This window comes from Trujillonella humicola, from assembly GCF_046233715.1.
GTDB lineage: Bacteria > Actinomycetota > Actinomycetes > Mycobacteriales > Geodermatophilaceae > Trujillonella > Trujillonella humicola.
The window spans coordinates 76,417-97,434 of the sequence record NZ_JBJNRJ010000006.1 but is presented as its reverse complement, the minus strand read 5'-3'; the positions used below and the strand labels follow the sequence as shown (position 1 = coordinate 97,434).

Annotated in this window: 19 protein-coding genes; 8 read left to right on the top strand and 11 right to left on the bottom strand. The window is 75.1% G+C overall.

Annotated elements, in window-relative coordinates; all coding sequences use genetic code 11:
• Positions 1-41: 41 nt before the first annotated feature.
• The 5 genes from rplI to ACK586_RS05355 form a co-directional block, all read right to left on the bottom strand.
• Positions 42-488, bottom strand: a complete 447-nt coding sequence (rplI, locus tag ACK586_RS05375) for a 50S ribosomal protein L9 (RefSeq protein WP_409329419.1) — start codon at positions 486-488, stop codon at positions 42-44.
• Positions 489-499: 11 nt separating this feature from the next.
• The gene (rpsR, locus tag ACK586_RS05370) at positions 500-736 is read right to left on the bottom strand and encodes a 30S ribosomal protein S18 (protein WP_014378671.1); all 237 of its coding nucleotides are present in this window, start codon (positions 734-736) and stop codon (positions 500-502) included.
• 106 nt (positions 737-842) lie between these two features.
• Positions 843-1,334, bottom strand: a complete 492-nt coding sequence (locus ACK586_RS05365) for a single-stranded DNA-binding protein (RefSeq protein ID WP_409329418.1) — start codon at positions 1,332-1,334, stop codon at positions 843-845.
• 2 nt (positions 1,335-1,336) lie between these two features.
• Positions 1,337-1,627, bottom strand: coding sequence for a 30S ribosomal protein S6 (gene rpsF / locus ACK586_RS05360; RefSeq protein ID WP_409329417.1), 291 nt, complete (start codon positions 1,625-1,627; stop codon positions 1,337-1,339).
• 211 nt (positions 1,628-1,838) lie between these two features.
• Positions 1,839-2,903 carry a hypothetical protein gene (locus ACK586_RS05355; RefSeq protein ID WP_409329416.1) on the bottom strand — a complete coding sequence of 355 codons (1,065 nt, stop codon included), beginning with the start codon at positions 2,901-2,903 and terminating at the stop codon, positions 1,839-1,841.
• Positions 2,904-3,021: 118 nt separating this feature from the next.
• Between ACK586_RS05355 and ACK586_RS05350 the strand changes: the two genes are divergently transcribed.
• The gene (locus ACK586_RS05350) at positions 3,022-3,834 is read left to right on the top strand and encodes a deoxyribonuclease IV (RefSeq protein WP_409329415.1); all 813 of its coding nucleotides are present in this window, start codon (positions 3,022-3,024) and stop codon (positions 3,832-3,834) included.
• On the opposite strand, the gene ACK586_RS05345 is transcribed toward ACK586_RS05350, so the two are convergent.
• The 3 genes from ACK586_RS05345 to ACK586_RS05335 all read right to left on the bottom strand — a co-directional run bounded on the left by ACK586_RS05345 (position 3,815) and on the right by ACK586_RS05335 (position 8,469).
• Entirely contained in the window at positions 3,815-5,242 is a 1,428-nt protein-coding gene (locus ACK586_RS05345) for a glycosyltransferase family 87 protein (protein WP_409329414.1), read from the bottom strand. The genes ACK586_RS05350 and ACK586_RS05345 overlap by 20 nt on opposite strands.
• A 173-nt stretch (positions 5,243-5,415) precedes the next feature.
• Positions 5,416-7,860, bottom strand: coding sequence for a transglycosylase domain-containing protein (locus tag ACK586_RS05340; RefSeq protein WP_409329413.1), 2,445 nt, complete (start codon positions 7,858-7,860; stop codon positions 5,416-5,418).
• Between the two features lie 195 nt (positions 7,861-8,055).
• Positions 8,056-8,469, bottom strand: a complete 414-nt coding sequence (locus tag ACK586_RS05335; protein ID WP_409329412.1) for a DUF5318 family protein — start codon at positions 8,467-8,469, stop codon at positions 8,056-8,058.
• A 165-nt stretch (positions 8,470-8,634) separates the two neighbouring features.
• Between ACK586_RS05335 and ACK586_RS05330 the strand changes: the two genes are divergently transcribed.
• The 3 genes from ACK586_RS05330 to ACK586_RS05320 all read left to right on the top strand — a co-directional run bounded on the left by ACK586_RS05330 (position 8,635) and on the right by ACK586_RS05320 (position 11,331).
• On the top strand, positions 8,635-9,276 hold the full coding sequence (locus ACK586_RS05330) for a PadR family transcriptional regulator (RefSeq protein WP_409329411.1): 642 nt from the start codon (positions 8,635-8,637) through the stop codon (positions 9,274-9,276).
• Positions 9,277-9,347: 71 nt separating this feature from the next.
• Entirely contained in the window at positions 9,348-10,427 is a 1,080-nt protein-coding gene (locus ACK586_RS05325) for an inositol-3-phosphate synthase (RefSeq protein ID WP_409329410.1), read from the top strand.
• A gap of 127 nt (positions 10,428-10,554) precedes the next feature.
• Positions 10,555-11,331, top strand: coding sequence for a hypothetical protein (locus tag ACK586_RS05320; RefSeq protein WP_409329409.1), 777 nt, complete (start codon positions 10,555-10,557; stop codon positions 11,329-11,331).
• A 158-nt stretch (positions 11,332-11,489) separates the two neighbouring features.
• Here the strand turns inward: ACK586_RS05320 and ACK586_RS05315 are convergent, their stop codons facing one another.
• A complete protein-coding gene (locus tag ACK586_RS05315) occupies positions 11,490-12,149 on the bottom strand; it encodes a YqgE/AlgH family protein (RefSeq protein WP_409329408.1) in 660 nt (219 codons plus the stop codon).
• A gap of 110 nt (positions 12,150-12,259) precedes the next feature.
• Here ACK586_RS05315 and ACK586_RS05310 point away from each other — a divergent pair, with 110 nt between their 5' ends.
• Positions 12,260-13,561, top strand: a complete 1,302-nt coding sequence (locus tag ACK586_RS05310; RefSeq protein ID WP_409329407.1) for an MFS transporter — start codon at positions 12,260-12,262, stop codon at positions 13,559-13,561.
• Here ACK586_RS05310 and ACK586_RS05305 read toward each other — a convergent pair.
• Together ACK586_RS05305 and ACK586_RS05300 are read right to left on the bottom strand one after the other, a co-directional pair.
• Positions 13,554-14,489, bottom strand: a complete 936-nt coding sequence (locus ACK586_RS05305) for a hypothetical protein (RefSeq protein ID WP_409329406.1) — start codon at positions 14,487-14,489, stop codon at positions 13,554-13,556. The genes ACK586_RS05310 and ACK586_RS05305 overlap by 8 nt on opposite strands.
• A 91-nt stretch (positions 14,490-14,580) precedes the next feature.
• Positions 14,581-16,083: a CCA tRNA nucleotidyltransferase gene (locus tag ACK586_RS05300; protein ID WP_409329405.1), complete on the bottom strand. Its 1,503-nt coding sequence runs from the start codon at positions 16,081-16,083 to the stop codon at positions 14,581-14,583.
• Between the two features lie 112 nt (positions 16,084-16,195).
• On the opposite strand from ACK586_RS05300, the gene ACK586_RS05295 reads away from it, so the two are divergent.
• Genes ACK586_RS05295 through murJ form a run of 3 tightly spaced genes read left to right on the top strand, consistent with a single transcriptional unit; the run spans position 16,196 to position 20,993 of the window.
• The gene (locus ACK586_RS05295; protein WP_409329404.1) at positions 16,196-16,672 is read left to right on the top strand and encodes an NUDIX hydrolase; all 477 of its coding nucleotides are present in this window, start codon (positions 16,196-16,198) and stop codon (positions 16,670-16,672) included.
• Complete coding sequence (locus ACK586_RS05290) at positions 16,669-18,999, top strand: DUF6049 family protein (RefSeq protein WP_409329403.1); 2,331 nt, start codon at positions 16,669-16,671, stop codon at positions 18,997-18,999. The genes ACK586_RS05295 and ACK586_RS05290 overlap by 4 nt, the downstream gene beginning before the upstream one ends.
• Entirely contained in the window at positions 18,996-20,993 is a 1,998-nt protein-coding gene (gene murJ / locus ACK586_RS05285; protein WP_409329402.1) for a murein biosynthesis integral membrane protein MurJ, read from the top strand. Before ACK586_RS05290 ends, murJ begins: the two co-directional genes overlap by 4 nt.
• Positions 20,994-21,018 lie beyond the last annotated feature (25 nt).

Below are 21,018 nucleotides of genomic sequence, written 5' to 3'. Positions count from 1 at the left end.
CCGGACCGGAGTCCGACGCCCCTCGTGGGGTGGTGCGTGGGTCAGGAGGCGACGACGTCGATCGTCAGCTCCGAGGCGACCTCGGGGTGGATGCGCACCGTGACCTTGTGCTGGCCGGTCGTCTTGATGCTGCTGGGCAGCTCGATGCGACGACGGTCGAGCTCCGGCCCGCCGGCGGCGATGACCGCGGCGGCGACGTCGGCGGTGGTGACGCGCCCGAACAGGCGGCCGCCCTCGCCGGCGCGGGCCGGCACGCGGACGGTCAGCCCGCCGAGGCGGCCGGCCACGGCCTGCGCCTCCTCGAGGCTGCGCACGTCGCGGGTGGCCCGCGCCCGGCGCAGCGACTCCACCTGCTTCTCGGCACCGCGGGTGGCCACGATGGCCAGCCCGCGGGGCAGGAGGTAGTTGCGGCCGTAGCCGCCCTTGACCTCGACGGTGTCGCCGGAGGACCCGAGACCGGTGACCTCCTGCGTCAGGATCAGCTTCATCGAGCTCATGGTCAGCGCGCCGTGGAGGTGTAGGGCAGCAGCGCCATCTCGCGGCTGTTCTTCACGGCCGTCGCGACGTCACGCTGGTGCTGGCTGCAGTTGCCGCTCACGCGGCGGGCACGGATCTTGCCGCGGTCGGAGATGAACTTCCGCAGCAGGGTCGTGTCCTTGTAGTCGACGTAGGTCGCCTTGTCCTTGCAGAACTGGCAGACCTTCTTCTTGGGCTTGCGCACGGGGGGCTTGGGCACTGGGTTCTCCAGGTACGACGTGGATCAGGAAGTGAGGGTGTGGAACGGCCCCCTCGCAGGGCCCCGCGCCGAGCGGAGCGAGGCGTGGGGGCGAGGGGGTCCTTGCTCAGAAGGGCGGCTCGTCGGACGGGCCGGCCGGCGTCGACCACGGGTCGCTGGCGCCACCGCCACCGCCGCCTCCGCCACCACCGAAGCCGCCGCCGCCACCGCCGAAGCCGCCGCCACCCTCACCGCGCTGGGCCTTGGTGACCTTGGCGGTGGCGTAGCGCAGCGAGGGGCCCACCTCGTCGACCTCGAGCTCGACGACGGTGCGCTTCTCGCCCTCCTTCGTCTCGAAGGAGCGCTGCTTGAGCCGGCCGGAGACGATGACCCGCGAGCCCCGGGTGAGGGACTCGGCGACGTTCTCCGCCGCCTGCCGCCACACGTTGCAGCGCAGGAAGAGCGCCTCGCCGTCCTTCCACTCCTGCGACTGGCGGTCGAACGTCCGCGGGGTCGAGGCGACCGTGAAGTTGGCGACCGCGGCACCCGACGGCGTGAACCGCAGCTCCGGGTCGGAGGTCAGGTTGCCGATGACGGTGATGACGGTCTCGCCGGCCATGGTCAGTGGACCTCGGGCCGCATCAGCTTGGTGCGCAGGACCGACTCGTTGAGGTTCAGCTGCCGGTCGAGCTCGGCCACCGCGGCGGGCTCGGCGTTGATGTCGATGACGGCGTAGATGCCCTCGATCTGCTTCTTGATCTCGAAGGCGAGCCGGCGACGGCCCCAGATGTCGACCTTGCCCACCGTGCCACCGGAGTTGGTGACGACGGTCAGGAACCGGTCGAGGGAGGGAGCGATCGTGCGCTCCTCCAGCTCGGGGTCGAGGATGACCATCAGTTCGTAGTTGCGCATGGAGAAACCCCACCTCCTCTGGTCTCGGCGGCTGCAGTGCATCTGCAGCAGGAGGGTCGTACATGCGTCGCGCGCCCCACCCCCGCGGGAGCGGGAGGAGAACGCGCCACCGCACAGGCTACCAGCGCCGGGGACGACCCTCCGCCGCCGTCCACAGGACCACCCCGGACGTGCGCGGCCGGGCAGCGAGGGACGGCGCCCGGCGGGGTGCTCAGCGCGAGCGGGGCGACCCGCCGGTCGACCGGGTGGCCAGGTGCGTGCGGACCAGGGCGGCCGTGGCCGCCGCCAGCGCCACCATGGCGAGCAGCGCGGGGAGCGGGAGCGGGCCGGCGGCCGGGTCGGCCGGGTCGGCGCTGCTCGCGCTCTCCTCGTCCAGCGCCTCCCCGAGCCCGGACAGCCGGCCGAACACCGGCACCGGGGCGCCGTCGTAGCTCCCTGCGCGCCCACCGGATCCGCCCGCGGCGGCCCCGGCGCCGGCCGACGCCCCCGAGGCCGGCGTGAACCGGCTCAGGTCGAGCACCGCCACCCCGCCCCCGGTCGGCGACATGTCCGCCGCGCCCAGCCCGGTGTCGTAGGCGTAGGGGAGCCCGTCGACGCCGGACGCCGCCGGCGCCGACGGGACGACGGGCTGCTGCGCCGGCGCGGGCGCCTCCCCCTGCGGGACGAGCTGCGGCAGGACCTCGCCGACACCGGGCAGCAGGGTCGGGACGTCGATCACCGGGAGCTGCGGCAGGTCGACCCCCGGCAGGTTGGGCAGCGGCAGCGTGGTGACGACGAACGGCGTGGGCACCGGCAGCGGAGGGAGCAGGCGGAACACCGCGTCGGTGAGCGCCGCGGTCAGCGAGGCGTTGCTCTGCAGCCGGTAGGTGTAGCCGATCAGGCAGACGTCGACGACGCCGGGCAGCGAGCAGTCGCGGTCGAAGGTCTCGTCCCAGGAGGCACCGGGCGGCAGCACCCGGGTCCCCGTGGGCATGGTCAGCGTGACCTCGGTCCGCACCGTCACGCTCACCAGTGACGGCAGCAGACCCCCGCCGCCGACCTGGACGGTCTTGTCCGGGATCTGGTTGGTGAAGCGCACGGTGTCGCCGTCGTCGATCGACACGTAGTGCGGCGTGAGGTCCCGGATGACCACCTCCACCACCGGGTCCACCCGGCCGTTGGGGTCGGCGTGGGCACGGGGCGCCACGAGCACCGACGTCCCCAGGATGGCCAGCCAGAGCAGGAGCGCCCCGGCGAGGCCCCGCCGGGCGCTGCGTCGGATCCGACCGGTCGCCATGTCCGTGCACACCCTCCGTCGAGCTACCGGGGAGTAACCCCCGTCACGGTGCAGGAACGATGATGTGTGTCCCGGGTTACGCGCAAACCTGTCGCCGGCCGGAACTACCGTCGGTCCCATGGCGACGCACCCGATCGGCGTACACGTCGGCCCCGGCCTGACCGAGGCCGGCGAGCTGCTCGACGGCGGCCCGATCGCCCGCGCGGCGGAGATGGACGCCGACGGCGTGCAGGTCTTCCTGGGCGACCCGCAGGGGTGGAAGGCGCCCCGGCCCCGGCCGGACGCCGACGCGCTGCGCGAGGGGGAGGTCACCGTCGTCGTCCACGCCCCCTACGTGCTCAACGTGGCCACGACGAACAACCGCATCCGCATCCCGAGCCGCAAGCTGCTGGGCCAGCATGCCGACGCCGCGGCGGCCGTCGGCGCGCTGGGGCTGGTCGTGCACGGCGGTCACGTGCTTGCCGCGGACGACCCGGCCGCCGGCGTCGACAACTGGCGCAAGACCTTCGCCCGCCAGGCCGAGGCCGGCGGCTTCGCCGTCCCGCTGCTCATCGAGAACACCGCGGGCGGCGGCAACGCCATGGCCCGCGACCTCGACGCGCTGGCGCGGCTGTGGGAGGCCGTCGGCGGGTTCGGCACCGGCTTCGTGCTGGACACCTGCCACGCCTGGGCCGCCGGGTGGGACCTCGAGACGGCGGTGGACGACGTCCGCGCGCTCACCGGCCGGATCGACGTCGTGCACCTCAACAACAGCCGCGACGCGGCCGGGTCCAGCCGCGACCGGCACGCGCCGCTGGCCGGCGGCGAGATCCCACCCGAGGTGCTGCTGGACGTGGCCCGGGCCGCCGACGCGCCGATCGTCCTGGAGACCCCGGGCGACGCCGCGGCCCACGCCGAGGAGGTCGCCCTCGTCAGGTCCGCGATCGGCTGAGCCGCGGCGCCGTCCTCCGGCCGGTGAGCGCGAGCCGGTCGGGCGCACGGTCCAGCACGCCGCCGGCGGGGTCGTCGACGCCGGGCCAGCTGGTGCGGACGACGTCGGAGTCGGGCCGCCAGATCTCGCGCACCACCAGCACGACGAGTCCGACGACCGCGACGTCCCGGGTGACGACGACCATCCAGAACCACTCCTGGTCGATGCCGCGGTTGGCGGTGCCGAGGTACCAGAGCATCGTCACCCCCCACACCAGCGCCTCGACGGCCTGCCACAGCAGCAGCGAGCGCCAGCGCGGCCGGGCGAGCACGGCCAGGGGCAGCAGCCACAGCGAGAACTGCGGGCTCCACACCTTGTTGAGCAGCAGGAAGCCCGCGACCAGGAGGAAGGCCACCTGCGCTACCCGCGGCCGCACGGGAGCGGCCAGCGTCAGCCAGGCCACGCCCAGCCCGTAGGCGAGCAGCACGACCGTGACGACGGCGTTGAGCACCGAGGGCGGCTGCCCCTCGGCGAGCGGCCCGTCGAACGCGCGGCCGTCGGACAGCGTGATGGCCAGGTTCCACAGCGTCTCGGGGTTGGCCCGGCGCTCCCGGCTGAAGGTGAAGAACGTGGCCCAGTTGTCGAACGCCAGCAGCGCGACCGGCACGTTGACCGCCAGCCAGGCGACGACGGCGGCACCGGCGGCCCGCAGCCAGGTGCGCCAGAGCCCGGCCCGCAGGCACAGCAGCAGCAACGCGCCGAGCACGAGCAACGGGTAGAACTTCGCCGCGATCGCCAGCCCGAGCAGCGCACCGGCCAGGACCTCCCGCTGCCGCGCCCACGCCCACATGCCCAGCCCGGTCAGGGCGACGGCCAGCAGGTCCCAGTTGGTGAAGGCGTGCACCAGCAGCAGCGGCGAGAGGGCGACCATCGCGGTGTCCCACGGCCGGCGCCCGGCCAGCGCCATGACCGTGCGCGTCACCAGGAGGGCCAGCAGCGCCAGCAGCAGGCAGGTGACCACGTAGTAGGCCTGCACCGCCGGAACTCCGGGAAAGGGTCCCTGGTCGCCGGAGATCCCGCCGTAGGCACGAGCCAGCCCCGCCGCGACCGCCATCAACCCACCGGTCAGCACCGGGTACTCGACCGCGGAGTCCAGGTAGGGGACGGCCCCCTGGTCCAGGCCGTGCAGTCCCCACAGCGGGATGGCGTCGTTGTAGCAGAAGTGGGTGTACTGCAGGCTGCCCGCCCAGTTGCCCGACGAGCAGGGGGCCTGCTTCACCCACGCGAGCGCCAGCACCGTCGTGGTGAACAGCAGGCAGACCCGCAGCGGGGTCCAGAACAGCGCCCGGCCGGTGACCGCGTGCCGTCCCCACGGGCCGCCGACGGCCTCGGCGGCCTGCGCGACCACCCGGTCGGTCCAGGTCGGCACGACCCGGTCCGGACCCGCCGGCTCGACCCGGTCCGGACCCGCCGGCTCGACCCGGTCCGGACCCGCCGGCGGGGACGGCGTCCCCCGGAACGGCACGGACCCCCCGGCAGCGGAGCTGTCCGAGGGGTCCGGAGGGTGCTGCGCGGAGGTCACCGCGCCAGTCTGCCGGGCGCTCAGCCGGCGGGGACGGGCTGCTGCACCTGCCCGCCGGCCTGACCGCCCTGACCGCCGCCGCCAGGCCCGCCCGGCCCGCCCGGCCCGCCGCCGCCGTTGCCCGGCGCCTGGGTCCCCGGCAGGGGAGGCGTCGGGGGAGCGGTCGGGGGAGGCGTCGGGGTGGGCGTGGGCGTGGGGGTCGGCGTCGGCGTCGGCTCGGGTGCCGGCGGCGGGGTGTCCTCGGGCTCCTCGACGGTGGTGGTCGGCGCCGGCTGCGTCGTCTGCGGCGCCTCCGACGTCGGCGGGGCGGCGGTCTCGCTCGGCGGCGGCCCCCTGCGGTCGGCGTCGATCACCGGCTCGTCGGGCAGCGGCTCCTCCGGCGTCCCGGCCAGGACGGCGTTCATGAACTGCTGCCAGATGGCACCGGGCAGGCCCGAGCCGTAGATGATCGAGCCGCCGGCGTTGACGATCGGCTCCCGGCCGTCGGTGCCCATCCACACCGCCGTCGACAGCGACGGGGTGTACCCGACCATCCAGGCGTCGGAGTTGTCGGTCGCGTTGAGCCCCTGGGTGCCGGTCTTGCTGGCCACCGGGCGGTTGCCGTCCAGGGAGCGGCGGGAGTAGGACGCGACGTCGCGCAGCGCGTAGGTCGTGTCCCCGGCGACGTCGGCCGGGATGACCTGCTCACCGGGGTCACCGCCGTACTCGAGCAGGACCGCGCCGGTGCTGTCGGTCACCCGCGCGACGAAGTACGGGCTGCGCTCCACGCCGCCGGCGGCGAGGGTGGCGAAGCCGTGCGCCTGGTCGATGGGGCGCATCTCGTACTCGCCGATGCCGATGGCCGAGCCGGTGCCGCCGTCGGCGTTGGCCAGGATCGTCTGCCCCTCGAGGAACCCGCCCTGCCACGTCTCCGGCAGCCCGGCGGCGGCCAGCGCCGTCGCGCGGACGTTCTCCGGCCCGACCTCGTAGGCCAGCCCGTAGAAGGTGGTGTTCAGCGAGCGGGTCATCGCCTCGACCAGGGTGCAGCTGCCGCAGGAGGCGCCGCCGGAGTTGCGCACCGGGGCCTCGCGGTCGGGGAAGGTCTGCGGTGAGGAGCCGTCACGGCGCGACTGGACGCCGATGCCCTGCTCCAGGGCGGTGGCCAGCACGTAGGGCTTCATGGAGGAGCCGGGCTGGCGCTGCGCCTGCGCGTAGTCGGTCCCGGTCCCGTTCGGCCCGCCGTAGTAGGCGACGACGGCACCGGTCCGCGGGTCGACGGCCACCAGCGCCTGCCGCAGGTTCTCCGGCTCGCCCTCCATGACGTCGGCCACGGCGGCGATCGCCGCGTCCTGCGCCGGCTTCTGGATGGTGGTCGTGATCCGCAGCCCGCCGGCCAGGATCTGCTGCTCGGTGTAGCCCTTGGCCCGCAGCTCGGCCAGCGCCTGCTGGACCACCAGGCCCTCGGGACCGCTGGGGATGCCGAGGTTGGAGCCGGTGCGCGGCATGACCGGGGGGTAGACCGCGGCGGCGCGCTGGTCGGCGGTGAGCCAGCCCTCCCCCTCCATGGCGTCGAGCACCCGCTCCCACCGGCTGAGCGCGCCCTCCGGGTTGACCTCGGGGTCGTTGTTCGACGGGTTGCGGATGAGGACGGCGAGGACGGCGCCCTGCTCGGCGGTCAGCGCGCTGGCCGGGACGCCGAAGAAGGTGTTGGCCGCCGCCTCGATGCCGTAGGCGCCGCGGCCGAAGTAGATGGTGTTGAGGTAGTTCTCGAAGATCTCGTCCTTCGAGTACTCGTTGTCCAGCTTGATGGCCAGGAACAGCTCCTGGAACTTCCGGCTGAACGTCTGCTCCTGGGTCAGGAAGGCGTTCTTGACGTACTGCTGGGTGATCGTCGACCCGCCCTGCGTCGAGCCGCCGGTCACGTTGTTCCAGGCCGCGCGGACGATGCCGGTGAACGAGATGCCCGGGTCGGCGTAGAAGTTCCGGTTCTCCGCCGCGAGGATCGCGTTGCGGGCGGGCTCCGACACCTGGTCCAGCGAGACGTTGGTGCGGTTCTCGTCGCCCAGGCGCCCCATCTCGGTGGTGCCGTCGGCGTAGTACACGACGGTCGTCTGGGCGTTCTGGACGCTGCTGGGGTCGGGCACCTCGGTCGTCGCGTAGACGACGCCCACGAACACCGCGAGCAGCACGAACATCCCGGCGAGGAGGCCGGCGGCGATCTTCAGCCGGCGGCGGCGGCGCTGCTTCTTCGTGCGGGCCGGCCTGCCTTTGCGGCCGCCGCTCCCGCCCCTTCCGTTGCCACCGCGTCCACCGGACGCCGGCGGCCGGCCACCGCCGTTGCCCGGCGGCCGGTTCCCGCCCGAGCCCGAACCGGAGCGGGACGCCGTCGTCCGGCCGCGGCCGGCCCCGCCGGGACGGGCGGGCGGAGGCCGGCGGACCGAGCCGGCGCCCGGTCCGACCGGTGACGTCTCGTCGTGGGAGGGCACGCGCGAGCCCCTTCCTGGCAGTGGTGTGGGACGGGACGAGTTCGTCCCGCTACCCAGCGTGGCGTGTGCAGCTGTGAGAACGGGGGAGATCCGCGGCGTTGCGACACGATTCACCCCGGCCGGCTCGTGTATGGCCGCCCCGCGGTACAACGACCGGGACGGCGGCGCGGTGTTCCCGATCCGGAGTGCTCTCGGTTACTCGGTGGCGGCCCGCCGCGGGCTCCGGCCCGGCCGTCGACCGGGCTCCGGTTCCCGACCGAGGACGTAGGAGCGGCCGAGGTGGTTCCAGCCGCACCCGCGGCAGACCTCCACCTCGTAGACCGAGAACTCCTCCTGCTTGCCGTCCATCCGCGCCAGTTCGACGTGCGTCTTGGCCTGCCCGGACACGTGACCGAGGCGGTCACCGTAGACGTAGCTGACGAGGGTCAGCCGGTGTCCGCGGCAGATCGGGCACGGCTCGTCGGTCGGGTCGCCGTGGTAGCGCGCCGCACGGGTCAGGTAGGGGCTGGCGTCGCAGACCTCGTACAGGCTCGTGCGCCCCGCCTGCACGCCCGCGAGGACGGCTCGCCGCTGCAGCGAGTAGTCCACGACGGAGCGTCGTCCGGGCACCGGGCCAGGGTACGCACCGGGGGGCGGCCGGCGGGGGTCCGCGAACGGCTCTCGGCGGCCGGAGCAGCCTGCGCGCCACGACCGGGTGACCACGTGTTGCCCCCTCGTTCACCGATCGATGTATCGTCTCGATACATCGACCGGCAGGGAGCTGGGGAGGGCGGAGTGCTCGAGTTCGCCATCCTCGGCCTGCTGCAGCAGTCGCCGATGCACGGGTACGAGCTGCGCAAGCAGCTCAGCCAGGTGCTCGGCGGCCTGCGCAGCATCTCCTACGGCTCGCTGTACCCCGCGTTGAAGCGACTCCACGCGGCCGGGTTCGTCACCACCGCCGAGCCCGGCCGGGGGGAGCTGCTTCCGGCCGACGCACCGCCGCTCACCGGCCGCCGGGGAAAGGTGGTCTACACGATCACCGCGGAGGGCAAGGAGCGCTTCCAGGAACTGGTCAGCCAGGCCGGCCCGGAGGCGTACGACGACGGAGGCCACTTCGGCGTCCACCTGGCCTTCTTCCGGCACACCGCCGCGGACGTGCGGCTGCGGATCCTCGAGGGCCGCAGGCGCACCGTCGAGCGGCAGCGGGAAGGACTGCGGGCCTCACTGGCGCGGACCCGGCAGCGACTGGACCGCTACACGCTCGAGCTGCAGCGGCACGGGCTGGAGTCCGTGGACCGGGAGGTCCGCTGGCTGTCCGAGCTCATCGACCGGGAGCTCACGGACACGACACCGACCACCACGACACCGGTCACCACGGCGCCGACAGACACGGGGCACCGGGAGGGCGCGGCCGGAGACGACGGTCGCACGCCCTGACCGGGGCCCGGGGGCGGTCCACCGCCCCGGACAGACGAGGGACCTGCGGGTCCAACGGAGAGAGGAAACCCATGGGAGCCGTCAAGGTCGCCATCGTCGGCGTCGGCAACTGCGCCGCGTCGCTGGTGCAGGGCGTGCACTACTACCGGGACGCCGACGAGACCGGCTCCGTCCCGGGCCTGATGCACGTGCGGTTCGGCGAGTACCACGTCTCGGACGTGCAGTTCGTCGCCGCGTTCGACGTCGACGCCAAGAAGGTCGGTCGCGACCTCTCGGAGGCGATCGTCGCCAGCGAGAACAACACCATCTCGATCTGCGACGTGCCGCCGCTGGGCGTCCCCGTCCAGCGCGGCACCACGCTCGACGGTCTCGGCCGGTACTACCGGGAGACCATCGAGGAGTCCGACGAGCAGCCGGTGGACGTCGTCGCCGCCCTGCGCGAGTCCGGCGCCGACGTGCTCGTCTGCTACCTGCCGGTCGGCTCGCAGCAGGCCGCCGAGTTCTACGCCCAGGCCGCCCTGGACGCCGGCGTCGCGTTCGTGAACGCCCTCCCGGTGTTCATCGCCGGCACGAAGGAGTGGGCGGACAAGTTCACCGCCGCCGGGGTGCCGATCGTCGGTGACGACATCAAGAGCCAGGTCGGCGCGACCATCACCCACCGGGTGCTGGCGAAGCTGTTCGAGGACCGCGGCGTGCAGCTGGACCGCACGATGCAGCTCAACGTCGGCGGCAACATGGACTTCAAGAACATGCTCGAGCGCGAGCGCCTGGAGTCCAAGAAGATCTCCAAGACCCAGGCCGTCACCAGCCAGGTCGACCGGGACATGGGCAAGGACAACGTGCACATCGGCCCGTCGGACCACGTGCCGTGGCTGACCGACCGCAAGTGGGCCTACGTCCGGCTCGAGGGCCGCGCGTTCGGCGACGTCCCACTGAACCTGGAGTACAAGCTCGAGGTCTGGGACTCCCCGAACTCGGCCGGCATCATCATCGACGCCGTCCGCGCCGCGAAGATCGCCAAGGACCGCGGCATCGGCGGCCCGATCCTGTCCGCGTCGTCGTACTTCATGAAGTCGCCGCCGGTGCAGTACAGCGACAGCGAGGCCCGCGACGCCGTCGAGGCCTTCATCCGCGGCGACATCGAGCGCTGACCGCCCGAGCCCGAGCGCCACAGGGCCCGCCCCCGGCCGGGGACGGGCCCTGTCGCGTTCCCCGGACCCGGTGGCCCGCGCCGCGTGTGCGCCGGTCGGCGGCCCGCGTGCTGCCTACGCTGACCGCATGCCGCCGCGCCGTCGTCCCGCCCTGCTGGCCGCGGGCCTCGCCGGCGCCCTGCTGTGCGGGGCCGCCTGCTCGGCAGGGGCGGCCGACCGGGAGCCCGGCGACCCGGTGACCGATGCCGAGGCCGGCGTCCTGGCCGGGGTGCTGGCGGCCAACGAGGAGGCCGGTGGCGCCGACTTCGTCGTCGCGGCCCCGTTCGCCGAGGGCTCCGTGCTCACGCTGACCGGCGAGATCGACTACAGCGACGACGTCGGCCGGGCGCAGGCGGTCACCAGCCACGGGGACGGCCGCCCGGACGACGTCCGCACCGTCTTCTTCACCGCCGACGCCCTCTGGTTCGGCGACGTGCCCGGCCTCGCGGAGGCGCTGACCGCCGCGGAGCTGCCGCCCGCGACCTACGTGCGCAGGCCCGCCGCCCCGGTCGGCGCCGACGCCAGCGCGCCGCTGGCCGACGTGCTGGTGCGGCTCGTCCTCAACCTCGCCACCGCCGAGGACGACGACCCGGCCGCCTTCCGCACCGGTGACTACACGTGGGAGGGCCAGCGGTCCATCGACGGCCGGCTCAGCAGCGTCTTCGCCTCACCGGCGGGGTGGACGGTCGCCGTCGACGGTTCCTCGGACCTGCTGGTGCAGTACGTCACCGAGCTGCCCGGCCAGGAGCTCCCGGTCACGGTGTCGCTCGCCGACCACGGGCCCCGTGACATCCCCCCTCCGCCGGAGGGGGAGACGGTGGACGGCGCGGCTCACCCGGAACTGCTCGCGGCCGTCGGGCTCTAGAGCTCCCGGCAGGCGCCAGGATCGGCGCGATCCGGGCGGGGGCGATCCGGGCCCGGACGTGCGGAGAGGGGCGGCCTCTTCCCCAGACCGCCCCTCTCCGACGTCTTTCCTACCAGATCCCAGCCGGCCGCGCTGCACGGCGACGGGTCCGGTGGGGCTCAGTTGGCGGACGGGTCGGCCGGGGCGGTCGAGAGGACGCCGAGCCGGCCGGTCTGCCGGCCCAGGACCCGCCGCCACAGCTGCGGGCCGGCCAGGTCGGTCAGGACGTCGTCCGGCGAGCCGTCGACGCACGCCCAGGCGCCCTCGGCGACCTCGTCGGCGAGCTGACCGGGGGACCAGCCGGCGTAGCCGGCGAACACCCGCAGCCCGGTCACCAGGCCCTCCAGCTCCACCGGGTCGACGTCGAGGTCGACCAGGCACACCTCGCCTGCGACCCGCCGCAGGCCGCTGTCCCCGGTGAGGGGGCCGCGCGGGCTGGCGGCCAGGCACAGCGCCGTGTCGGTCTCGCAGGGCCCGCCCACGTGGAACACGCCGGGCTCGACGGCGAGGTCGCACCACCCGGGCAGGACGTCGCGGATCGCCACCTGGCTCGGCCGGCCGAGCACGACACCCAACGTGCCGGTCTCGTTGTGGTCGAGCACGTAGACCACGCTGCCGGCGAAGGTCGGGTCGGTGAGCGACGGCATCGCGACCAGCAGCGACCCCGGCCGGACGTCCTCGACCGAGCCGGTCGACAACGACGGCACCGCGTCCGGACGGCGGCGCCCCGTGGCGGGCCGCGCGGGCGGTCCGTACTCGGGATCGGGCAGGGTGCTCATCGCCCTCAGTGTGCCCCACCCGACAGGGTCGTGACCGGTCGAGGCGCGCGACCGGGGGACAGCGGGGCGGCGGTCACGGCCTGGCACGGGCGCCGACCTAGGGTGACCGCGTGCAGCAGGCGCGGAGCCGGGTCCGGCAGCTGTTCGGCCGGAGCGACTTCCGCCGCCTGCTCACCACGCGGCTGCTGTCCCAGTTCGGCGACGGCGTCTTCCAGGCCGCCCTCGCCGGCACGGTGCTGTTCAACCCCCAGCGCGCCGCCGACCCGGCCGCCGTCGCGGCGGGATTCGCCGTCCTGCTGCTCCCCTACTCGCTGGTGGGGCCCTTCGCGGGGGTGTGGCTGGACCGGTGGAGCCGCCGCCAGGTCCTGCTCGCCGCCAACCTGGTGCGCGCCGTGCTGGTGCTCGCGGTGGCCGCGCTGATCGCCGGCGGGGTGGCCGGCGTCCCCTTCTACGTGACCGGGCTGCTCGTCTTCGCCGTCAACCGGTTCCTGCTGGCCGCGCTCTCGGCCGGGCTGCCGCACACGGTCGAACGGCAGTGGCTGGTCTCGGCCAACGCCTTCTCGACCACGGCCGGGACCGCGGCGTCGGTGGTCGGGGGAGGCGTGGCCGTGGGCGTCGCCGCGGTCGCGGGCTCCGGGGACGCCGCCTACACCGCGGTGGCCGCGGCAGCGGCCCTGCCCTACACCGCCGCGGCGCTGACCGCCGCAGGGTTCTCCCGGCGGCACCTCGGCCCGGACCACTCGCTGGGCGCTGCCCGGCTGTCCGCCGGTGACGTGCTGCGCGGCATGGTGGCCGGCGCCCGGCACGTGGCCGCGATCCCGCCGGCGGCCGCCGCACTCGCCGCGATCGCCGTCCACCGGGTCTGCTTCGGCTTCTTCACGCTGATGACGCTGCTCCTGTACCGCAACACCTTCCCCGCGTGGGGACCGCTGCTGCCCACCGGGCTGGCCGGGGCGGGCCAGGTGCTGGCCCTCGGCGCGGCCGGGGCGCTCCTCGCGGCCGCCGTCACTCCGCGAGCGGTCCGGCGGATCGGGAAGCCGCGCTGGGTGACCGCGCTGCTGGCGACCGGCGGCGTGGGCCAGCTCGCGCTCGGGCTGCCGTTCGTCCCGCCCACCGCGGTCGCCCTCGGCTTCCTGCTCGGGTTCGTCGGGCAGGGCGTGAAGATCTGCGTGGACACCACCCTGCAGGAGGCGGTCGACGACGACCACCGCGGCCGGGTCTTCTCCGTGTACGACACGCTGGTCAACATCACGTTCGTCGCGGCGGTGGTGGCGGGGGCGCTGCTGCTGCCCGAGTCCGGCGTCTCCTCGGGCGTCGTCCTCGGGGTGGCCGCCACCTACCTCCTCGCCGCCGCCACCTACGCGGAGTGCGCCAGGCGAGGTTTCCTGCACTCCGGCACTCCGGTCACGTGACCAGTGCGGCGATCTCGGCTCCGCACACGTCCGGGGTCTCGCGCAGGCGGCGCACCGGGTAGCGGAGGAGCACGAGCCCCTCACCCAGGACGGCGTTCTGCCGGACGAGGTCGTGTGCCCAGTCCTCCGCGGACAGGTGGAACGCCGCGCCGTCCGCCTCGACCGCGACGCCACGGTCCCGCCACAGGGCGTCCACGAAGTACGTCCCGCTCCGCGTGACGACCGCTGCTCCCCACTCGGGCTCGGGCAGCCCTGCGGCCAGGACGACCCGGCGGAGATCCGCTTCACCGACGGACCGCATCCCGCGACGCGCATCGGCGAGCGCGACCTGGAGCCACGGTGTCAGGCGTCTGCCCAGCCGGGCGGCCTCCGCCTCGAGCGCAGGCACGGTGCAGAGGTCGCGCTGGAGCACGTCGGCCACCACGTGGTCGACGTCACCCCGCCGCCTCGCGGTGACCGCCGCGTCGACCGCGGCCCGTGCCGGAGCAGCGACAGGCAGCCCGCCCACCTCGTGGACCGTGTCGAGAGGCCGACGGCTCTGGTGGACGACGACGAAGCTCCGGGAGCGGACGTGGTGGCCGTGGCGGGTGGTCACCTCGACGAGACCGCCCTCTGGGGGGACCCGGTACTCACCGCGCACCCCCGCCGCGCGAGTCGTGCTCGCCAGCTCGTGGATCCGGCACCCCCGGGCGAGCAGCGCGCTGCGGTGGGACAGCACGGATCCGGGTCCCGCGTAGTACAGCGCCGCACACCACCGCTCGCGGCGGGTGAGGGGACCGGAGTGGCTGACGAAGACCCCTGGCAGGGGCTCCTGCCAGCGCCCGGATGCCACGGCGGTCCGCAGCCGGTAGTTGCTCAGACCCGCGGTGGTGAGCAGGTGGCGCGGGGCGACCTGCTCGCCGCCGAGGGCGATGGGCGGCATGTGCACCGGCGGAGAGTGGCGGGAAGCGGTCCGGTCGCGCTCCCGTCATCCACAGTGGAGTGCGACGAGCGAGGTTTCCTGCACTGTGGCACTCCGCTCAGCCTCCGCGCTCGGACCACCAGCGGCGGAGCTCGGCCTCGGCCTCGTCGGGGTCCAGCGGCCCGTGCTCGAGCCGCAGCTCCTTGAGGTGCCGCCACGCCTCGCCGACCTCGCGGCCCGGACCGATCCCGAGGATCTCCATGATCGCGTTGCCGTCGAGGTCCGGCCGCACCCGCGCGAGGTCCTCGGCCGCCGACAGCTCCGCGATGCGCCGCTCCAGCGAGTCGTAGGTCGCCGCCAGCGTGGTCGCGCGCCGCTTGTTGCGGGTCGTGCAGTCCGAGCGGACCAGCGTGTGCAGGCGCGGGAGCAGGTCACCGGCGTCGGTCACGTAGCGGCGCACCGCCGAGTCGGTCCACTCGCCGCGTCCGTAGCCGTGGAAGCGCAGGTGCAGGAAGGTCAGCCGGGCGACCGCCTCGACGACGTCCTTCGGGTAGCGCAGCGCCGTCAGCCGCTTGCGCACGAGCTTGGCCCCGACCACCTCGTGGTGGTGGAAGGACACCCGGCCGCGGGCCTCGTGCCGGCGGGTCGCCGGCTTGCCGATGTCGTGCAGGAGCGCCGCCAGCCGCAGCACCAGGTCCGGGCTCTCCACGCCCGGAGCACCCTCGGCGGCCAGCGCCCGCTCCCGGGCGATCGCCTGGTCGAGCACCGTCAGCGAGTGCGTGTAGACGTCCTTGTGCTGGTGGTGCTCGTCGATCTCCATCCGCAGCGCCGCGACCTCGGGGAGGACGACGTCGGCCAGCCCCGTGTCGACGAAGAGCTCCAGCGCGGCGCGCGGCGAGTCCTGCAGCAGCGTCTTCGACAGCTCCGCCTGCACCCGCTCCGGCGTGATCCGCGCGAGCTCGCCGGCCATGCCGGTCATCGCCGACACCACCTCGTCGTCCGGCACGAGGCCGAGCTGGGCCACGAAGCGCACCGCCCGCAGCATGCGCAGCGGGTCGTCGGCGAAGGAGTCCGCGGCCGCGCCCGGGGTCCGCAGCCGGCGGGCCAGCAGGTCGCCGAGACCGCCGAAGGGGTCGGTCACCGTCCGGTCGGAGCCCAGGGACACCGCCATGGCGTTCACGGTGAAGTCGCGGCGGACCAGGTCGTCGAGCAGCGAGGTGCCCCAGGCGACCTCCGGGTTGCGCGACTCCCGGTCGTACCGGTCGGCCCGGAAGGTGGTGATCTCCAGCCGGACGCCGCGCACCTCGGCACCGACCGTCCCGAAGGCGATCCCCTGGTTCCACGTGGAACCCGCCCACCCCCGCAGCAGCTCGAGGGTCTGCTCGGGCCGGGCGTCGGTGGTGACGTCGAGGTCGCCGGGCACCCCCGCCGGCCCGGCGCCGGCGGCCAGCAGCGCGTCGCGCACCGAGCCGCCGACCAGGTGCGCCTGGAACCCGGCCGCGGCGAAGCGGTCGCCGAGCTCGGCCAGCACGGGTGAGACGTCGACGAGGGCCCGCACGGTCTCCTGGACGGCGGCGGGCACCGGCTCGACGACGGGAGGACCCGGGGGCTGCTCGGACACGACGAGCCAGGGTAGTGCCGCGCCCGCCGGCCCCGTCCGGGCTCCGCGGACGGGAGCCACCGGCGCCGCGATGCTCCCGGAGCCACCGCCCGACGCGCGCTACCCTCCTGGCATGGCTGGGACGGGCGGACGCGGACGCCCCGGCCGCCGGCTGCGCCGGGTCGACGAGACCTCCGCCGGGGGCCTGGTGGTCGCCGACGACGGGGTGACCGGGCCCCGCGCTGCCCTGATCGGCCGCACCGACCGCCGTGGCCGGCTCCTCTGGTCGCTGCCCAAGGGGCACATCGAGGAGGGCGAGACGCCGGAGGACACCGCGGTCCGGGAGGTCGCCGAGGAGACCGGCATCATCGGCGAGGTCCTCGCTCCGCTGGGCATCATCGACTTCTGGTTCGTGGCCGACGGCCGGCGCGTGCACAAGACGGTCCACCACTTCCTGCTCCGCGCGATCGGCGGCGCGCTCTCCGACGCCGACGTCGAGGTCACCGAGGTCGCCTGGGTGCCGCTGGACGAGCTGAGCCAGCGCCTGGCCTACGCCGACGAGCGGGCGCTCGTCGAGCGTGCCCCGGCGCTGCTCGCCGACAGCGCGTGAGCCGCGGCCCCGACACTCCGCAGGGGCACGGCACCGCACGCCGGGGCGGCCGCTCCCGCCCCCGCCGGGCGCTGCTGCGGTCCGTGGTCGCCCTGCTGCTGGCACTGCCACTGCTCGCCGGCGCCGCCGGCCCCCTGGCGCCGGTCGCGGCCGCCGCGCCGGGGGACGACGCCGCACCCGACCCCGACCGCCCCGTCCGCATCACCGTCGAGCGCGTCGAGCCCGCGACCGTCCTGCCCGGCGGGACGATCGCCCTGAGCGTGACCCTGACCAACACCGGCAGCCAGGACCTGACCGGGCTGGCCCTGCGGCTGCAGCGCGGGGACCCGCTGCGCAGCCGCGCCGAGCTCGCCGCCGCCGAGGCCGACCCGCCGGCGACGCGCGCCTTCGCCGAGTTCCTCCCCATCGCCGGCACCCTCGCCGCCGGCGCGTCCCTCGACTACCGCTACACGACCACCACCGACGACCTCCAGCTGACCGAGGACGGCGTCTACCCGGTCCTGCTCAACCTCAACGGCACCACCCCGGACGGCGCGCAGAGCCGCGTCGGGGAGGTCGGCACGTACGTCGTCCAGGTCGGCGCGCCGGCGGTGGGGACGACGGCCGTGGCCTGGCTGTGGCCGCTCGTGGAGCCCACCCACCGGGACGCCGCCGGCCGGTTCACCGACGACGACCTCGCCGACGTCGTCGCGTCCGGGGGCCGCCTGGACCGGCTGCTCGCCGCGGTGGAGCAGATCCCCGAGACCGCTCCCGTGCCCGGCCAGGCGCCCCAGCCGGTCGCGCGGGTGACGCTCGCGGTCGACCCCGCCCTGGTCGAGGCCCTGGACGTGATGGCCGCCGGTCCCTACGACGTCGCGGGGGAGGACGCGGCCGGGGAGGGCACGGCGGCCGCCGCGGCCTTCCTCGACCGGCTGCGCACGGTGGCCGACGTCCACCCGGTGGTGGCGCTGCCCTACGGCGACGTGGACGTCGACGCCGTCACGACCGCCGGGCTCCCCGAGGTCGCCGCGCGCAGCCTGCCGGCCACCGGGACGGCCGCCGCCGTGCCCGCCCTGCCGGAGGAGGGCGGTCCGCCGGCCGACCAGGCGGGAGCCGGCGCCCGGATCCTGCGCGACGTCCTCGACGTGGAGCCCCGCACCGACCTCGCGTGGGCGGCCGGGGGCAGCGTGCACGGCCAGACGCTGGGCGTGCTGCGTTCCGGCGGTGTCTCGTCCGTCGTCGTCAGCTCCGACGGCCTGGCCGACGGCGCGGCCGCGGTCGGCCTGGACGCCGGCGCGGCGGCGGCGCGCACGCCGCTCGCCGAGGGCACCGAGGGCCTGGTGGCCGACGCCACGCTCGGCGCACTGGTCGGCGCGATCGGCCACCCGGCCGGCGGTCCCGGCCTCGCCGGTCAGCGCTACGTCGCCGAGGTGGCCCTGCTGTCCCGCCAGCCCGGCGGGGACCCGCTCGCCCTGCGCACCGTGCTGGTCGCGCCGCCGCGCGGGCTCGACGCCGAGCCCGGCGACCTGACCGCGCTGGTCAGCTCGACCGCCCAGGTCCCCGGCGTCCGCACCGCAGGCCTCGACGAGCTGCTCGCCGGCCCGGTCGCCGACACGGGCGGACCGGTCCCCCCCGGGGATCGGGCGGGCCTGGCGCCCGCCGCGCTCGCCGACGTCCGGGCCGCCGTGGCGGCGCGCGAGGACCTGGCCGGGGCGGTCGTCGGCGACGCCGCCGCGGCGCTGGCCCCGTTCGACGCGGCCACCGCGCGTGCCACGTCGGTGGCCACCGCCGACGACCCCCTGCGCGCGGCACGGGCCGCGGCGGACCTGCGCAGCACCATGGAGTCCCTGCTCGACGAGGTCACGCTGCTCTCCCCGGCCGACGGCACGTACAGCCTGGCCTCCAGCGAAGCGCCGCTGGTGCTGACCGTGCGCAACGACCTGCCCTTCGCCGTCGCGGTGCGGCTGCAGATCCGCACCCGCAGCGGGGTCGGGCTGTCGGTGTCGGACATCGGGGTGCAGCAACTGGCACCGCTGGAGCGGACCACGCTGCAGGTGCCCGCCCAGGTGCGCCAGTCCGGTCGCTTCGCCGTCACCGCCACGCTGACCACCCCGAGCGGTGACCCGCTCGGCGACCCGGTGGAGCTGCAGGTCACCAGCACCGCCTACGGCACCATCTCGCTCGCCATCACGATCGGCGCGGCCGCGCTGCTGGGCCTGCTGTTCCTGCGGCGCGGGATCCTCTTCCTGCTGCGCCGCCGGTCCGGCGCCGGCCGTGACGGGGACGAGCCCGGCGGCGCCCCGGAGGGTGCGGCCGTGCCGCTGCCGCCGACCCGGAGCCCCGTGTGAGCAACGAGCGCCCGGTCGGCGAGCGCGACCGGCTGCCCCTGCCGCCCGTTCCGCCCGCCGCCCCGCGGCGGGCCGAGCGCGACGCCGAGCCGCCGCGGTCGCGCCCGCCGGCCACGCCGCTGCCCCCGCCGCCCTACCCGGTGGTGCCCGACCCGGCCGACGGCACCGGCATGCGGCCGCCGGTCGCGCCGCTGCGGCCGGTGCCGCCGCCCGCCGTGCGCCGTGACCGCGCGGTCCGGTCCGACCGTCCGCTGCCCCCGGTGCCCCCGCCGCGCCCCCGCTTCGTCCCCGGACCCGACGACACCCAGCTCATCCCGGTCCTGCCGGCGGTGCCGCAGCGGGTCGACGAGACCGACGAGGAGGCCTCGGCCCGCGAGGGCGCCCCCGGCGCCAGCCGCGGGATCCTGCGGGCCGCCGGCACGATGGCCGTGGCCACCCTGGTGTCGCGCGTGACGGGCCTGCTGCGCACGATGGTGCTGGCCGCGGCGCTCGGCGTCGGCCTGGTCAACGACGCGTACAACACCGCGAACACGCTGCCCAACATCGTCTACGAGCTGCTGCTCGGCGGCGTCCTGACCTCGGTGATCGTGCCGCTGTTCGTGCACGCCCAGGAACGCGACCGGGACGGCGGCGTCGGCTACGTGCAGCGGCTGTCCACCGTCGCCATCGCCGGGCTGGTGGTGGTGACCGCCCTCGCCGTCCTCGCCGCACCCCTGCTCACCCGGCTCTACGGCATCTCCGGCGACCCCGACCAGGTCCGGCTGGCCAACTGGCTGGCCCGCCTCCTGCTGCTGGAGGTCGTCTTCTACGGCGTCGGGGCCCTGGCTCAGGCGGTGCTGAACTCCCGCGGCGTCTTCGGCCCGCCGGCGTGGGCGCCGGTGCTCAACAACGTGGTGGTCATCGCGACGGGTGTGGTCTTCATGGCCGTCGCCGACGGCGAGCTGACCCCGGGGAGCATCAGCCCGGGCCTCGTGTGGCTGCTGGGTGTCGGCACCACCCTGGGCATCGCCGTGCAGGCCCTGATCCTGCTGCCGCTGCTGCCCCGGGTCGGGGTGCCGCTGCGACCGCGCTGGGGTGTGCGGCAGACCGGGCTGCGGGAGGCCGGTTCCCTCGGCCTGTGGGTGGTCGCCTACTCCGCGGTCAGCGCGATCGGCGTCGCCGTCGCCACCCGGATCGCCAACCAGGCCGGCCGCGAGGGCGGCCTGGGGTCCAGCGCCTTCGCGATCGCCAGCCTGCTGTTCCAGATGCCCTACGGGATCATCGGCGTCGCCCTGCTCACGGCGCTGGTGCCGCGGATGAGCCGCGCCGCCGCCCGTTCGGACGTCGCCGGCGTCGTCTCCGACCTCTCCCTGGGCACGCGTCTGTCCGCACTCGGCCTGCTCCCGGTGACCGCGGCACTGGTCGTGCTCGGCCCGCCGCTGGCGACGGTCGCCTTCGCCCGCGGCAACACCAGCGTCGAGGAGGCCCACGCGATCGGGGTCGCCCTGGCCCTCGGGGCCTTCGGGCTCCTGCCCATGGCGGTGACCCTGCTGCAGCTGCGGGTCTTCTACGCGATGAAGGACGCCCGGACACCGACGCTGATCCAGGTGGGCATGGTCGCCGTCCGCGTGCCGCTGCTCCTCGCCGTCCCGGCCGTCGTCGGCCCCGAGCACGTCGTCGCCGGGCTGATGCTCGTCACGAGCATCACCTACGTGGCCGGCTGGGTCCTCGGGCACGTCGCGCTCACCCGCCGCCTGGGGACGCTGGACACCCGGTCGACCCTCGGCCCGGTGCTGCGCGTGACGGCCGCCTCGCTGGCGGCCGCGCTCCTCGGGTCGCTCGTCACGATCGGGTCTCGGAGTGTGCTCGGGACCTCGGTGGCGGGTTCGCTCGGCACCCTGCTCGTGGGTACCGTGGTCATCGGAGTCGCAGCCGTCGGCGGCATGCTGCTCGCCCGGGTACCCGAGGTGACGGGGCCGCTCTCGGCGGTCCTGGCCCGCCGCGGGCGCAGGTGACCGGCGAGCCGCCGGACGCGACTCC

Coding starts and splice junctions, on each gene's coding strand:
- rplI (WP_409329419.1), bottom strand. CDS start 488: ATGAAGCTGATCCTGACGCAGGAGGTCACCGGTCTCGGGTCCTCCGGC.
- ACK586_RS05365 (WP_409329418.1), bottom strand. CDS start 1,334: ATGGCCGGCGAGACCGTCATCACCGTCATCGGCAACCTGACCTCCGAC.
- rpsF (WP_409329417.1), bottom strand. CDS start 1,627: ATGCGCAACTACGAACTGATGGTCATCCTCGACCCCGAGCTGGAGGAG.
- ACK586_RS05355 (WP_409329416.1), bottom strand. CDS start 2,903: ATGGCGACCGGTCGGATCCGACGCAGCGCCCGGCGGGGCCTCGCCGGG.
- ACK586_RS05350 (WP_409329415.1), top strand. CDS start 3,022: ATGGCGACGCACCCGATCGGCGTACACGTCGGCCCCGGCCTGACCGAG.
- ACK586_RS05325 (WP_409329410.1), top strand. CDS start 9,348: ATGGGAGCCGTCAAGGTCGCCATCGTCGGCGTCGGCAACTGCGCCGCG.
- ACK586_RS05320 (WP_409329409.1), top strand. CDS start 10,555: ATGCCGCCGCGCCGTCGTCCCGCCCTGCTGGCCGCGGGCCTCGCCGGC.
- ACK586_RS05315 (WP_409329408.1), bottom strand. CDS start 12,149: ATGAGCACCCTGCCCGATCCCGAGTACGGACCGCCCGCGCGGCCCGCC.
- ACK586_RS05295 (WP_409329404.1), top strand. CDS start 16,196: ATGGCTGGGACGGGCGGACGCGGACGCCCCGGCCGCCGGCTGCGCCGG.